The organism is Rhizobium sp. N731 (assembly GCF_001664145.1).
GTDB classification, from domain to species: Bacteria; Pseudomonadota; Alphaproteobacteria; order Rhizobiales; family Rhizobiaceae; genus Rhizobium; species Rhizobium esperanzae.
Genome location: NZ_CP013601.1, coordinates 3,895,716 through 3,910,000 on the forward strand (window position 1 = coordinate 3,895,716; position 14,285 = coordinate 3,910,000).

Annotated in this window: 11 protein-coding genes, 1 tRNA gene, 2 rRNA genes and 1 riboswitch (1 of these 15 only partly in view); of the genes, 9 read left to right on the forward strand and 5 right to left on the reverse strand. The window is 61.1% G+C overall.

Annotated elements, in window-relative coordinates:
• Positions 1–11 precede the first annotated feature (11 nt).
• The gene (gene nrdH / locus AMK02_RS18870; protein WP_064805175.1) at positions 12–233 is read right to left on the reverse strand and encodes a glutaredoxin-like protein NrdH; all 222 of its coding nucleotides are present in this window, start codon (positions 231–233) and stop codon (positions 12–14) included.
• A gap of 262 nt (positions 234–495) precedes the next feature.
• Positions 496–721: riboswitch (cobalamin riboswitch) on the reverse strand.
• A gap of 408 nt (positions 722–1,129) precedes the next feature.
• Positions 1,130–3,364 carry a heavy metal translocating P-type ATPase gene (locus AMK02_RS18875; RefSeq protein ID WP_064806360.1) on the reverse strand — a complete coding sequence of 745 codons (2,235 nt, stop codon included), beginning with the start codon at positions 3,362–3,364 and terminating at the stop codon, positions 1,130–1,132.
• A gap of 70 nt (positions 3,365–3,434) precedes the next feature.
• Between AMK02_RS18875 and AMK02_RS18880 the strand changes: the two genes are divergently transcribed.
• The 9 genes from AMK02_RS18880 (at position 3,435) to AMK02_RS18920 (ending at position 11,922) form a co-directional block, all read left to right on the forward strand.
• The gene (locus tag AMK02_RS18880; RefSeq protein WP_064805177.1) at positions 3,435–3,857 is read left to right on the forward strand and encodes a MerR family transcriptional regulator; all 423 of its coding nucleotides are present in this window, start codon (positions 3,435–3,437) and stop codon (positions 3,855–3,857) included.
• Between the two features lie 71 nt (positions 3,858–3,928).
• The gene (locus tag AMK02_RS18885) at positions 3,929–5,137 is read left to right on the forward strand and encodes a TIGR03862 family flavoprotein (protein WP_064805179.1); all 1,209 of its coding nucleotides are present in this window, start codon (positions 3,929–3,931) and stop codon (positions 5,135–5,137) included.
• Positions 5,138–5,319: 182 nt separating this feature from the next.
• Entirely contained in the window at positions 5,320–6,279 is a 960-nt protein-coding gene (locus AMK02_RS18890; RefSeq protein WP_064805181.1) for a helix-turn-helix domain-containing protein, read from the forward strand.
• Positions 6,280–6,447: 168 nt separating this feature from the next.
• A complete protein-coding gene (gene adh, locus AMK02_RS18895) occupies positions 6,448–7,956 on the forward strand; it encodes an aldehyde dehydrogenase (RefSeq protein ID WP_064805182.1) in 1,509 nt (502 codons plus the stop codon).
• A 214-nt stretch (positions 7,957–8,170) separates the two neighbouring features.
• Positions 8,171–8,563, forward strand: coding sequence for a DUF779 domain-containing protein (locus AMK02_RS18900; RefSeq protein WP_064805184.1), 393 nt, complete (start codon positions 8,171–8,173; stop codon positions 8,561–8,563).
• 172 nt (positions 8,564–8,735) lie between these two features.
• The gene (locus AMK02_RS18905) at positions 8,736–9,332 is read left to right on the forward strand and encodes a DJ-1/PfpI family protein (protein ID WP_064805186.1); all 597 of its coding nucleotides are present in this window, start codon (positions 8,736–8,738) and stop codon (positions 9,330–9,332) included.
• Positions 9,333–9,355: 23 nt separating this feature from the next.
• Positions 9,356–9,706, forward strand: a complete 351-nt coding sequence (locus AMK02_RS18910) for a ribbon-helix-helix domain-containing protein (protein ID WP_064805188.1) — start codon at positions 9,356–9,358, stop codon at positions 9,704–9,706.
• A 214-nt stretch (positions 9,707–9,920) separates the two neighbouring features.
• Entirely contained in the window at positions 9,921–10,628 is a 708-nt protein-coding gene (locus tag AMK02_RS18915; RefSeq protein WP_064805190.1) for an SDR family NAD(P)-dependent oxidoreductase, read from the forward strand.
• A gap of 163 nt (positions 10,629–10,791) precedes the next feature.
• Positions 10,792–11,922 carry a calcium:proton antiporter gene (locus tag AMK02_RS18920; protein WP_064805192.1) on the forward strand — a complete coding sequence of 377 codons (1,131 nt, stop codon included), beginning with the start codon at positions 10,792–10,794 and terminating at the stop codon, positions 11,920–11,922.
• Positions 11,923–12,260: 338 nt separating this feature from the next.
• Here AMK02_RS18920 and AMK02_RS18925 read toward each other — a convergent pair.
• The 3 genes from AMK02_RS18925 to AMK02_RS18935 all read right to left on the reverse strand — a co-directional run.
• Positions 12,261–12,337 (reverse strand) — tRNA-Met (locus AMK02_RS18925).
• A 104-nt stretch (positions 12,338–12,441) separates the two neighbouring features.
• A 5S ribosomal RNA gene (gene rrf / locus AMK02_RS18930) occupies positions 12,442–12,556 on the reverse strand.
• Between the two features lie 212 nt (positions 12,557–12,768).
• Positions 12,769–14,285, reverse strand: a 23S ribosomal RNA gene (locus tag AMK02_RS18935) (it continues 1,284 nt past the right edge of the window).

A 14,285-nucleotide genomic window follows, 5' to 3' on the forward strand; every position in this document is an offset into this window, starting at 1 on the left:
CTTTTCTCAGCTCAGGAAAGCGCGCTGATCATGTCGGGTCGGAAACCCGCCCAATGCTGGCTGCCGGCAACCACGACCGGAACCTGCATGTAGCCCATGCCGCGCACACGATCGAGCGCTTCGGTATCCTGGGAGATATCGACGATTTCATAGTCCACGCCCAGGCGGTCGAGGGCGCGGTAGGTGGCGGTGCATTGGACGCAGGCCGGCTTGCTGTAAACGGTAACGCTCATCATGTTCCTCGTGATGTCAATGGATTCAGGACGCAGGGCTGGATCGGGCGCCGTACGGCGTCCGGGACAATGCTTGATAATGATGTGGCAAGGTTGGCGCTTTAAACGCCTGATATCATCCCTCGCAGGATGTGCGCGGGCGACGGCCTTGATGTTCTCGACATGACTTCAAACCCCGAAGTGCTCATGCGGACGTTCGGGGCAGCGCAACAGGCGCGGATCATTCCGCCTTCGATCACGCGACCTTCCGGACACCCCGCCCGTGGACGTTTCGTTCAAGGCAGGTCTCCTGGCTCACGGGTCGAAGCACTCTGCCCCAGCCTTCCCAAGGCATCATGCCTCAGTGACCTGAAATCGGGCAGTTGCTCGCCGCTTACAGTTGCGGGGGCAGCTCCGGCATCGCCGCGCCATGATGGCGCCACGCACCGTATTCCCGTCTTAGCCCTCGATCCTCACGAATCGAGGGAACCTCGAACACTAGATATAGTACGCGAATCCGAATTCACGTCAACGGATGGTTTGTGCATTGCGTTACGGCAGGTTTGAAATCGCTGTATTCCTGTGAAAAACAGGGATAACGAAAGCTTAACGAAAACAGGCCGTGGAGAAGGCCTCGACGTGAACCGGCCGACAAGCTGGCTCCTAGGCTGCTGACAAAGCACTGCAACCCGCGACGTCATCCTCGGCCTTGTGCCGAGGATCTGAGCACGTCCAAATAAGCATCTGAAAATTAAACCGTTTTCCTGCCTAAAATTGCGGTGGTTAGACGCTCGGCACAAGGCCGAGCATGACGGAGGAGACTTTGTCAGCAAACTGAGAGCCGGCAGATGGCCCGCTCCGCTATTTTCGATTCCCGGGTAGGCCGGAATCGGCAGTCTTCCCGCCGCCAGTCGGGTTCATACCTTTATCCGAAGCAATCGCAGCGCATTGATCGTCACCAGCACGGTGGCGCCGGTATCGGCGAGGATCGCCGGCCAGAGCCCGGTAATGCCGGCGATCGTGGTCACCAGAAAGAAAGCCTTCAGCCCGAGCGCGATGGTGATATTCTGCAAGATATTGCGCATCGTGCGCTTGGAAAGCGCGATCATCCGCGCCACGTCGCCGACGCGTCCGTGCAGCACGGCGGCATCGGCCGTCTCCAGCGCCACATCCGTGCCGCCACCCATGGCGATGCCGATGTCGGCGGCGGCGAGCGCCGGCGCGTCGTTGATGCCGTCGCCGACCTTGGCGACGACGAAACCTTCACGCTTCAATTCACCGACGACCCGCTGCTTGTCCTCGGGCATCATCTCGCCGCGCCAGTCGATACCGAGCATGCCGGCGACGGCGGCCGCCGTCCGCTTGTTGTCGCCCGTCAGCATCATCGCCTTGACACCGGCCGATTTGAGCGCCGAGAGCCCCACTTCGGCATCCTCGCGCGGCTCGTCGCGCATGGCGATCAGGCCGGCCGCAGCGCCATTGACGAGCAGCACCGATACGCTCTTGCCCTCATCATTGAGCCCTGCAATACGCGCCTCCTGTTCCGCGTTGAGCGCCCCACGCTCGCGTGCGGCAGGCGGCGACAAGAGATCCACTGTCTCGCCGCCGACCTTGCCGGTGACCCCCTTGCCCGGCAGCGCTTCCAGTTCGAAGGCGGGCGGCACGGGCACGCCGTCCGCTTTGGCGCGGTGGAGAATCGCCAGTGCCAGCGGATGGCTGGAGCCCTGCTCGAGCACAGCCGCGCGCGACAGGAGCTGCGCCTCGCTCAATCCGAAGGAAAGGATGTCGGTGACCCGAGGCTTGCCTTCCGTCAGCGTGCCCGTCTTGTCGAAGGCGACCATCGTCACCTTGCCGAGCGTCTCCAGGACCGCGCCGCCCTTCATCAGCAATCCGCGCCGTGCGGCCGCCGACAGCGAAGCGGCGATCGCCGCCGGCGTCGAGATGACGAGGGCGCAGGGGCAGCCAATAAGCAGGATGGCAAGGCCTTTGTAGATCCATTCACTCCACGCGCCGCCGAAAAACAGCGGCGGAATGACCGCGAACAGTGCGGCGACGACGACGACACCTGGCGTGTAGTAGCGCGAAAACCGATCGATGTACCGCTCCGTCGGCGCCTTCGATTCCTGCGCTTCTTCCACCAGCTTGACGACGCGAGCAATGGTATTGTCGGCAGCGGCTGCCGTGACGCGAACCCTGAGCACCGCATCGCCATTGACCGTACCGGCATAGACGACGGCATCGACGCCCTTACGCACCGGCGTGCTCTCGCCCGTCACCGGAGCCTCGTCGATCGCGCTCTCGCCTGATACGATGACGCCGTCGGCAGAGATGCGGTCGCCGGGACGAACCATGATGACCGCGCCGACGGCAAGACTTTCCGCCGGCACCTCGCGCATCTGCCCATTGTCTTCGAGCAGCGCGGTCTTCGGCACCAGGGCCGTCAGCGACTGGATGCTTTCACGCGCCCTGCCCGCCGCCACGCCTTCGAGCAGCTCGCCGACGAGGAACAGGAATACGACCGTTGCCGCTTCCTCGCCCGCATTGATGATGACGGCGCCGACGGCGGCGATCGTCATCAGCATCTCGATCGAAAACGGCGTGCCTGACAAAGCCGCCATGACGGCTCGCCGCGCAATCGGCAGCAGACCGACCAGTATCGCGACCAAGAAGGCATAGGACGCGATCGCCGGCACGAGATGGCCGACGGCATAGGCGACAATGAGTGCCGCACCCGAAAAAATGGTCAGGCGGCCTTTCCTGCTCCGCCACCAAGGACCGGTCATCAGCGCATGGTCGTGCCCATGCAGGCCTTCGATTTCCTTCTCGTCATGGGCATGATCGTGATCATGCCCGGCACGGTCGTGATCTCCATGGCCATGAGCGGCATGATCGTGATGATGGTGCGGGCGGCCTTCACGCGCGGGCGTCGCATTTCCGGTAAAGGGCGAGATGGAATAACCAAGCCCCGTCACCTTCCTCTCGAGTGCCTTGAGATCGCTGCCGTCATGCCGGACGGTCATGGTGCCTGTCACCACCGAGACGGTGACATCGGCAACGCCTGCTATGCGCCTGACTGCGGTGTCGATCTTGCTCGCGCAGGCGGCGCAATCCATGCCGCCGACCCTGTATCGTGTCTCGCTCGTCTCAGCCATATCCGCTTCCTTGTCAAACAGAAGCATCCCCCCTACATCCTCTAGCAACTAGAGGTGCAAGAGAAAAATCATGAAAAAGATCACGATTGGCGAGGCGGCCCGTCGGAGCGGCGTGAAGGTGCCAACGGTGCGCTATTACGAAAGCATCGGCCTGCTCGCGGCGCCGAGCCGCAGCGAAGGCAACCAGCGATCCTTCGAACCTGCCGACATCAGCCGCCTCGCTTTCATCCGCCACGCGCGCGAGCTCGGTTTCGAGATCGAGGCGATCCGTACGCTGCTGACGCTGCAGGATGATCCGAACCAGTCCTGCGCCTCGGCCGACGCCATCGCCAAGGCTCGCCTCGTTGAAGTCGAGCAGCGCATCCGCAGCCTGACGGCGCTTAAGGCAGAGCTCGAAATCATGGTGGAGAGCTGCGGCCACGGCCGCGTCGATCAATGCCGCGTCATCGAGGTTCTCGCCGACCACGGTCAGTGCACGCATTCGCACCATTGACAAATCTGCACCCTTGCAGGTGATCGGCGCCCGCGGCAAAACTGCGCCGGAAAGAATCGGGCGAAGACATCATGAGCCAGAAACGGATTGCGATCATCGGCGGCGGCCCGGCGGGCCTTGCGGCTGCCGAGCGGCTGTCGCTCTCCGGCCACGCGGTGACGGTCTACGACGCCATGCCGACCTTCGCGCGCAAGTTCCTGCTGGCCGGCAAGTCGGGCCTCAATATCACCCATTCCGAGGACTATGCCCGCTTCGCCACGCGTTTCGGCGCGGCTTCAGCCCGTCTTCGTCCCGCTCTCGATGCCTTTACCCCTGGCGATGTCACGGATTGGGCCGTAGGGCTCGGCACCGAGACCTTCGTCGGCTCCTCCGGCCGGGTTTTCCCGAAGGTGATGAAGGCTTCTCCTTTGCTGCGTGCCTGGCTCAAACGGCTGGAAGAACGGGGTGTCGCGTTGCGCACCCGCCACCGCTGGACCGGCCTCGTCGAAGACGGTTATGTTTTCGAAACGCCGGAAGGGCGTAGCATCATCCATTGCGACGCCGCCCTGCTGGCGCTTGGCGGCGCAAGTTGGCCGCGCCTCGGCTCGGATGCTGCCTGGCTGCCCTGGTTGGCCGAGAGGGGCGTCGAGATCGACGCCTTCCGACCCGCCAATTGCGGCTTCATCGTCGGCTGGAGCGCCAGCTTCAGTGCGCGTTTCGCCGGCGAGCCCGTCAAATCGGTCACCGCCACATCCGAAGCCGGCACCTTTCCGGGCGAGTTCGTCATCACCGGCAGCGGCATCGAGGGCAGCCTGGTCTACGCCCATGCGGCCAGCCTCCGCGACCGGCTGCTTCACCACGGCAGCGCTGCCCTGACGCTCGACCTCGCCCCGGGCAGGCCGATCGAAAGGCTTGCGCGCGACCTGGCGCGGCAGGACACCAAGTCGAGCTTCTCAAACCGCCTGCGCAAGGGTGCCGGGCTTGACGGCGTCAAGGCGGCATTGCTGCGCGAACTCGCGCCGGACCGCGACCGAGCCGACCCCGAACGTCTCGCCGGCGTAATCAAGGCTCTGCCGGTACCGGTTCTCGAGACGAGGCCGATCGCCGAGGCGATCTCTTCTGCAGGTGGCATCCGCTGGAGCAGCATCGACGAAGGCTTCATGCTGAAGGCGCTGCCGGGCACCTTCGTCGCCGGCGAGATGCTCGACTGGGAGGCGCCGACCGGCGGATATCTCCTCACCGCCTGCCTTGCGACCGGCAGGGCGGCGGCGCGCGGCATCGCGGCCTGGCTGTCGCGATAAACATCGATGGTTTTGAACCAGATCTAGATCAATGACGTGGAGCACGATGTCGTGCAACGATCCCTGAAGCTTTTCAGCACTGCGTCTGATCACCAAGGGCGAAGAGGGGAGATGGCCGGGCGCGCAATTGCAAACCGGCCGCTTTTCCATCAGACTATGCTGAAGTTCCGTGGGAGGAGCAGATGCAGGAACAGTCAGCACATGCGGAGCATGTCTACATCTCTGCGCAACGGAATTCCGCTGCCGCGAGTTCTCCGATCGTCGCGTCGTGGCGGCGGTGCATGACCATGCACCGCCTCGTCCCCGAGGACGAGCGCGCGCCGATGCGCCTGACCGATCAGGAATTTCTTGACGCTCGCAAACAATCCGAACAGCTGATCGCCGGCGCAACCGAGGAACTTGACCGCCTCTTCACCACGGTGGGCAGGGCCGGCTGCTGCATTCTTCTGACGGACAGGAAGGGCATCGCGCTGGAGCGCCGGGGCTCTGCCGGCGACGACAAGGATTTCCACGATCTTGGCCTCTGGACCGGGTCGGTATGGACCGAGGCGAGCATGGGCACCAACGGTATTGGAACCGCCCTTGCCGACGAGCGCTCCGTCGCCATTTTTCGGGATCAACATTTCTTCTGCTCGAATATCCGCCTGAGTTGCACGACGGCCCCGATCCGTGATCATCGCGGTGAACTCGCCGCTGCCCTCGACATCTCGACCTGCCGCGACGAGGTCAACGAGATGACGCTGGCGATCCTCACGCAGACCGTACGCGATGCGGCGATGCGCATCGAGCTCAATCTGTTTCGATCGGCCTTTGCCGGCGCCCGTTTCCTGATGGTCCCCACGAGCGCCAATTCCGCGGCCGCCCTGCTCGCCGTCGACAGGCACGATCTCGTGCTCGGCGCCACCCGTGCCGCCCGGATCGCGCTACAATTGGACGACAAACGGATCGCGGCCGGCATCCCCGCCGCCGATGCGCTCCATGAGGCCGCCATCTCACAACAGGAAGAGATTGTCGAAGCGGAAAAAGCGGCCTTGCTGCGCGCGCTATCGCGCACCAGCGGCAATGTCTCGCAGGCTGCGATCGCCCTCGGTATCAGCCGCGCCACGCTCCACCGAAAGATGAAGAAATTAGGCCTGCATTAAATCAGGCTCCGGCGGTTCCATAGGACATCGCAATCAAAACGCGACCTGTCGCATGTCTGCGACAGTGTGCGCTGCGGTATTGATCCTCCACCCTGTTCCCTTCGGCAAAACGCGCACATTTTGCTCCCACTGGTTCGATTGGAACCTGGACCATCAAGGGAGGATGACATGCTTCATCAGAAAATCGTGGAATCGCCGTTCAAGCTGAAATACGGCAACTATATCGGCGGCGAATGGCGCGAGCCGGTCGAAGGCAGATACTTTGAAAACGTGACGCCGGTCACAGGCGGCAAACTCTGCGACATCCCGCGCTCCGATGAAAAGGACATCAATCTCGCGCTCGACGCGGCCCATGCGGCCAAGGAAAAATGGGGCCGCACTTCCGCCGCCGAGCGCTCCAATATCCTCATGAAGATCGCCCAGCGCATGGAAGACAAGCTGGAACTGCTCGCCCAGGCCGAGACCTGGGACAATGGCAAGCCGATCCGCGAAACCAAGGCGGCCGACATTCCGCTGGCGATCGACCACTTCCGCTACTTCGCCTCCTGCATCCGTGCCCAGGAAGGCTCGATCGGCGAGATCGACCAAGATACCGTCGCCTATCACTTCCACGAGCCGCTCGGCGTCGTCGGCCAGATCATTCCCTGGAACTTCCCGATCCTGATGGCGACCTGGAAGCTGGCGCCGGCACTTGCCGCCGGCAACTGCGTCGTGCTGAAGCCCGCCGAGCAGACCCCCGCTTCGATCCTGCTCTGGGCCGAACTCGTCGGCGACCTCCTGCCACCCGGCGTGCTCAACATCGTCAACGGCTTCGGTATCGAGGCCGGCAAGCCGCTGGCGACCAGCACGCGCATCGCCAAGATCGCTTTCACCGGCGAAACGACTACCGGTCGGCTCATCATGCAATATGCCAGCCAGAACCTCATTCCGGTGACGCTGGAGCTCGGCGGCAAATCGCCGAACATCTTCTTCGCCGATGTGATGGCCGAAGACGACGACTTCCTCGACAAGGCGCTCGAAGGCTTTGCGATGTTCGCCTTGAACCAGGGCGAAGTCTGCACCTGCCCGAGCCGCGCCCTCGTCCAGGAATCGATCTACGACCGCTTCATGGAAAAAGCCGTCAAACGCGTCGAGGCGATCAAACAGGGCAACCCGCTTGATCCGGAAACGATGATCGGCGCCCAGGCATCGACGGAGCAGCTTGAGAAGATCCTCGCCTATCTCGACATCGGCAAGCAGGAAGGCGCTCAGGTTCTGGCCGGTGGCTCGCGCAACGATCTCGGCGGCGAACTGGCGAACGGTTATTACGTCAAGCCGACGATCTTCAAGGGCCACAACAAGATGCGCGTGTTCCAGGAAGAGATCTTCGGACCTGTGGTCTCGGTCGCGACCTTCAAGGATGAGAAGGAAGCGCTCGAAATCGCCAACGACACGCTCTACGGTCTTGGTGCCGGTGTCTGGAGCCGCGACGCCAATCGCTGCTACCGTTTCGGCCGCGAGATCCAGGCCGGCCGCGTCTGGACCAACTGCTATCATGCCTACCCCGCCCATGCCGCCTTCGGCGGCTACAAGCAATCCGGCATCGGCCGCGAAACCCACAAGATGATGCTCGAGCATTACCAGCAGACCAAGAACATGCTGGTCAGCTACAGCCCGAAGGCACTCGGCTTCTTCTGAGATGCTTTCAGCTTAGCGGGAGAGGCTGAAGACCCCTCCCCAACCCTTCCCACGAGAGGGAGGGGCTTATGATACCGCCCCACCAGCTTTCCTTGCCGAAGTCTCAGCAAGCCGACACGTCGCTTTTAGAACGGGGCAGTTCAACAAGTTAAGCCCCTCCCCCTTGGGGGGTTGGGGAGGGGAATCCCCTTTCCAGAACCTTGGAGGAAGAACCATGGAAACGATCGTCAATGGCGAACCGCGTGTTCTCGCAACCGATGCGGCCCTTGATCTGATCGCAGAAATCAAGCGGGACCATCCCGATATCCTCTTCCACCAGTCCGGCGGCTGCTGCGACGGCTCCTCCCCCATGTGTTATCCCGCCAATGAGTTCATGGTCGGCGACAGTGACATCAAGCTCGGCGAGATCGGCGGCGTGCCGGTCTATATCAGCGTCAGCCAGTTCGAGGCGTGGAAACATACTCAGCTCATCATCGACGTCGTGCCGGGCCGCGGCGGCATGTTCTCGCTCGACAACGGCCGCGAGAAACGCTTTCTCACCCGTTCCCGTCTCTTCGGCGGCGGCGAGGCCTGTGCCGTCCCGGATGCGACAGTCAGGAAGGTCTGATCCCTGCCGCCCGATGGATGCAACGGTTTTACATCCAGGAGAGGATCTGAGAGCACTCTCGTCGTGATGCTCACCTTCTTCCGGCCGAGAATTTCGTCTGTAGTATTCCCATAGTACCTGCTGCTGAGCGGTCTTTGTTAATCTTCGTCTGTTGGTTTCAAAGGAGGATGCGATGCCAGCTTCTAAGATCCTGATGATTACGGGTGATTTCACCGAAGATTATGAAACGATGGTGCCGTTTCAGACACTGCTCGCCTGCGGCTATACCGTCGATGCCGTCTGCCCCGGCAAAAAGGGGGGCGAGACCGTCGCCACCGCGATTCATGATTTCGAGGGCGATCAGACCTACTCGGAAAAACGCGGCCATGATTTCGCGCTGAACGCCACTTTCGACAGCGTGCGGGCGGAGGATTACGACGCCCTGGTCATCCCCGGCGGCCGCGCGCCGGAATATCTTCGCCTCAATGCCGACGTGATCAAATCGGTCCGGCATTTCTTCGATGCCGGAAAACCCGTTGCAGCCATTTGCCACGGCGCACAGCTGCTTGCCGCCGCCGGAGTGCTGAAGGGCCGCACCTGCTCGGCCTATCCCGCCTGCCGGCCGGAAGTCGAACTTGCCGGCGGCATTTACGCCGATATTTCAATCACCGATGCCGTCTCGGACGGCAACCTGGTCACTGCGCCAGCCTGGCCGGCGCATCCCTCCTGGCTGCGGCAGTTCATGGCCGTACTCGATGCCTCGTCAATACCTGAAACCAACGCCGCCTGACGAGGCGGCGCCGGGAGGACGACATGTGTGAACTCTTCATCAAGGCGGATGCGCGGCTATGGGAAAGCACCACCCGGTCGTTGCGCATCGACGGCATGGTCACCAGCGTCAGGCTGGAGAACTTCTTTTGGTCGAAGCTTGAGGAAATTGCGCGACGCGACGGCATGAACGTCGTGCAGCTGATTACCCGGCTGCACCATGAATCGATCGATGCCGGCCATGATCTCGGGAACTTCACATCCTTCCTGCGCGTCTGCTGCGCCCGATATCTCGACCTGCAGCTCGCCGGTGACATCCCGGCAGATGTCACCCGCCCGATCTCTGAGTTGGATGCGCCAGTCATCCTCGGCCGCGAACGGGAAAAATATCACTGAAGGCAAAAACGATTAGAGCGGTTCTGCGCTTCCGTGAAAAGCTGAACCGCTCTAGTCCGACGAACCTGGGATGATCACAGACGGAGCTCTCAGCTCCGCCAGCATTCTCAAGATACCTGACTGGCGCGGCTGCGCAGGGGTTGCGTTGCGGCGCGGCCTGGACCAACAATGCGCGGCATCATCCAGCACCGGCACCGTCAGGAGATCACTTGCCATGAACGACCAGAAAGCCGTGATCGTCACGGGAGCCGGCGGCAACCTCGGCAGCGCCGTTATCCGGGAGCTTGCAGGCGCCGGCGTAAAACTCGTCTGCATGAACCGTTCGAGCCAGGAGCTGGAAACTTTGGCCGGTGAGCTTCCCGCGTCCACGGAGTTTCTCTCGATCGCCGGAACGGATCTCACCGACTACGCCTCCTGCGCTGCCGCCGTCGCCCGAGCCGTCAAGCGCTTCGGCGGCGTAGGCGCATTGGTCAACACCGTCGGCGGTTTTCAAATGGGACCGGTCGGGCCGGAGGCCCCCGCGCAATGGGATACCATGATGACGGCAAACGCCCGTACCGCGCTGACGATCAGCGCGGCGGTTCTCCCGACGATGAAGGCCGCAGGCTACGGCCGCATCGTACACGTCGCTGCGATGCCCGGCCTGAAGGCCGGCCCTAACCAGGCCGCCTATGCAGCCTCGAAAGCTGCCGTCATCCGGCTGACGGAAGCGCTTGCTGCCGAATGCCGCGATGATCGCATCACCGCCAACTGCATTCTGCCCGGCACGATCGATACGCCCGAGAATCGTGCTGCCATGCCCAATGCAAAAACGGACGCCTGGGTATCGCCGCAGTCGATCGCCCGGCTCATCGCCTTCCTGATATCGCCCGCCGCAGCCGTCGTTACCGGCGCAGCGATCCCGGCCACCGGCCGCGAATAGGCAAGCTGTGCGCATTTGGGATGGTCACTGCCATCTGGCCTGGAGTACGGTCCTTTTGCTATTGTGGGCCGACGACAAATGAACGATGTTTATCTCGGGATCGGGCAGGCGATGGTGTCAATGATCGCATTGTGGCGGCATCTGCCGGATCACGGTGGTTGCGATGGCTGACGGGCCGGCATTGCCCACCGGCGCAACCGATCTGATGCGCGAAGAATGGTTCCTGGGCGTCAGCATTGCGACGAGCTTGGCCTTCCTTGTTTTCCAGGACGATCTCTTCAGCCGACTTCCCGATCCGCTTTGGTTCACCGTCGTTTTCGCGTGGCTATTTGCCGTCGTGCTCGGTTCGGCTCTGTCGGTCGTGCGGCAGGCGGATCACCTGGCGGAGCGCCTTAAGGAACCTTATGGCACCCTTATTCTGACGCTCGCCATTACTTCGATCGAAGTGATGGCGATTTCCGCCGTGATGATTCATGGCGAAAACAACCCGACGCTGGCCCGCGACACTTTGTTTGCGGTCGTCATGATCATTCTGAACGGCATGGTCGGCCTGTCATTGCTCTTGGGTGCATGGCGACGGCCGGAGCAACAGCATAACCTCCAGGGCGCCAACGCCTATCTCGGCGTCATCGTGCCCTTGGCAACGCTCAGCCTGGTGATGCCGACATTTCTTTCCGGCCCGGACGGGCAGCACCCGTCGGCGCCGCGGCAATTGATCCTCGGCATACTCTCCGTCGGCCTTTATGCCACGTTTCTGTTTCTGCAAGCCGGTCGCCATCAGGACTATTTCACCGACGGCAGCAATCGCCGCGAACCTCCTGGCGAAGCAGCGCTTTACCACGAGCCGGTGTGGCCTCATGCCCTGTTGCTGTTCGCCTATATGGGGCCTGTGGTGTTCCTGGTCGAACAACTCGCGCGGCCGATCGATTACATCATCGAAACCCTGCAGGCACCGACCGCATTTGGCGGCGTCGTCATGGCCGTTCTTGTCGCGACCCCCGAGGCAATCAGCGCCGTGCGTGCATCCATCGCCAACAATCTTCAGCGCTCCGTTAATATTTTTCTCGGGTCGGTTTTGTCGACGATCGGGCTGACCGTGCCGGCGATGCTCGTCATCAGCCGCCTTTATGGACACCCGGTAACACTCGGTCTGGAGCATGGAGATCTTGTGATGCTGCTGCTCACTCTTGCCGTCAGCATCATCACCTTTGCCAGCGGTCGCACGCATCTGATGCAGGGTGCGGTCCATCTCGTGCTTTTCCTGGCTTACGTCCTGTTGATTTTCCAGCAATGATGTCCGGCATGCGGGAACGGACCAGCGAAGATGAAGTCTTCGCGCCAGCGATAGCTGAGCGTGGTGTTGCAGGAGATGAAGGGAAGATTGGTTGCGGGGGCGGGATTTGAACCGTTCGCAGGCGTACTTTTTCAGGTTATGGTGAGCTTTAGCGAACGACGAGCTACGGTCGCTAAGGGAAAGCGGAGCTTTTCCACCAGCGATAAAGGCTTTGTGATACTTACGGCGACGCACCTCATACAATGCCGTCGCCATTATGCCGTCGCTGGCTGTGATGCGCTCGGGCTCAGGTCCCCGAATACGCAAAAAGCCCGCTTTTGGCGGGCTTTTGGGATTTTTGGTTGCGGGGGCAGGATTTGAACCTGCGGCCTTCAGGTTATGAGCCTGACGAGCTACCGGGCTGCTCCACCCCGCGGAAGTATTATAACACGAAAGGCCGCTTTTGAGCGGCCCTTTGTTCGGCTTTGGGCCGTTGGATTGTGATTGAGAAGATTTTATCAATTGAGTTGCGATTTGCAGACCTGGCAGCGACCTACTCTCCCGCGTCTTAAGACGAAGTACCATGGGCGCAGGGGCGTTTCACGGCCGTGTTCGGAAAGGGAACGGGTGCAGCCACCCCGCCATAACCACCAGGTCGGCAAAGCGCAACTTTGTTTGAGAAGCTGGCAGGCGTTAGCCTGTTTTGTTTTGAACACGTCTTTGATCTTTCCGGCTGCGGGTGCTTGTGGCACCCATACAGGCCAGAGGCCGTCGCGCTTTGTGGCGCGGGCCGTCCGCAGCGCCCTTGGCGCGTCAGGACAAGGTCAGGCCTCATCAGCCTTTGGCTGATGAGCATGAACAATGAGAACGATCAAGCCGATCGAGCTATTAGTACCGGTAAGCTTCATGCGTTGCCGCACTTCCACACCCGGCCTATCAACGTGGTCGTCTTCCACGGCTCTGATAGGGAACACTCGTTTTCAGGTGGGTTTCCCGCTTAGATGCCTTCAGCGGTTATCCCGTCCATATATAGCTACCCTGCTATGCCCTTGGCAGGACAACAGGTCCACCAGAGATATGTCCATCCCGGTCCTCTCGTACTAGGGACAGATCCTGTCAATATTCCTACACCCACGGCAGATAGGGACCGAACTGTCTCACGACGTTCTGAACCCAGCTCACGTACCGCTTTAATTGGCGAACAGCCAAACCCTTGGGACCTGCTCCAGCCCCAGGATGCGATGAGCCGACATCGAGGTGCCAAACAACCCCGTCGATATGGACTCTTGGGGGTCATCAGCCTGTTATCCCCGGCGTACCTTTTATCCGTTGAGCGATGGCCCTTCCACGCGGGACCACCGGATCACTATGACCGACTTTCGTCTCTGCTCGACTTGTCAGTCTCGCAGTCAGGCGGGCTTATGCCATTGCACTCGACGACCGATTTCCGACCGGTCTGAGCCCACCATCGCGCGCCTCCGTTACTCTTTCGGAGGCGACCGCCCCAGTCAAACTACCCACCATACACTGTCCCGGACCCGGATGACGGGCCGCGGTTAGACATCCATGACGATAAGGGTGGTATTTCAAGGATGGCTCCACGGAAACTGGCGTCCCCGCTTCAAAGCCTACCACCTATCCTACACATGCCGACACGAATGCCAGTGTAAAGCTATAGTAAAGGTGCACGGGGTCTTTCCGTCTGACCGCAGGAACCCCGCATCTTCACGGGGAATTCAATTTCACTGAGTCTATGTTGGAGACAGCGGGGAAGTCGTTACGCCATTCGTGCAGGTCGGAACTTACCCGACAAGGAATTTCGCTACCTTAGGACCGTTATAGTTACGGCCGCCGTTTACTGGGGCTTCGATTCAAAGCTTGCACCTCTCCTCTTAACCTTCCAGCACCGGGCAGGCGTCAGACCCTATACGTCGTCTTGCGACTTCGCAGAGCCCTGTGTTTTTGATAAACAGTCGCTACCCCCTGGTCTGTGCCACCCCACAATAGTTGCCTAAAATGGGGTCACGCTTCTTCCGAAGTTACGCGTGCAATTTGCCGAGTTCCTTCAACATAGTTCTCTCAAGCGCCTTGGTATACTCTACCTGACCACCTGTGTCGGTTTCGGGTACGGTCTATACGGTGGAGCTATTTCCTGGAACCGCTCCGCTGCCCTGATAATCCAATAAACCAGAACAACTTGTGCAATCCGTCACTACCACCAGGCCCACGAATATTAACGTGGTTCCCATCGACTACGCGTGTCCGCCTCGTCTTAGGGGCCGGCTAACCCTGCTCAGATTAACTTTAAGCAGGAACCCTTGGTCTTTCGGCGAGAGGGTCTCTCACCCTCTTTATCGTTACTCATGTCAACATTCGCACTTCCG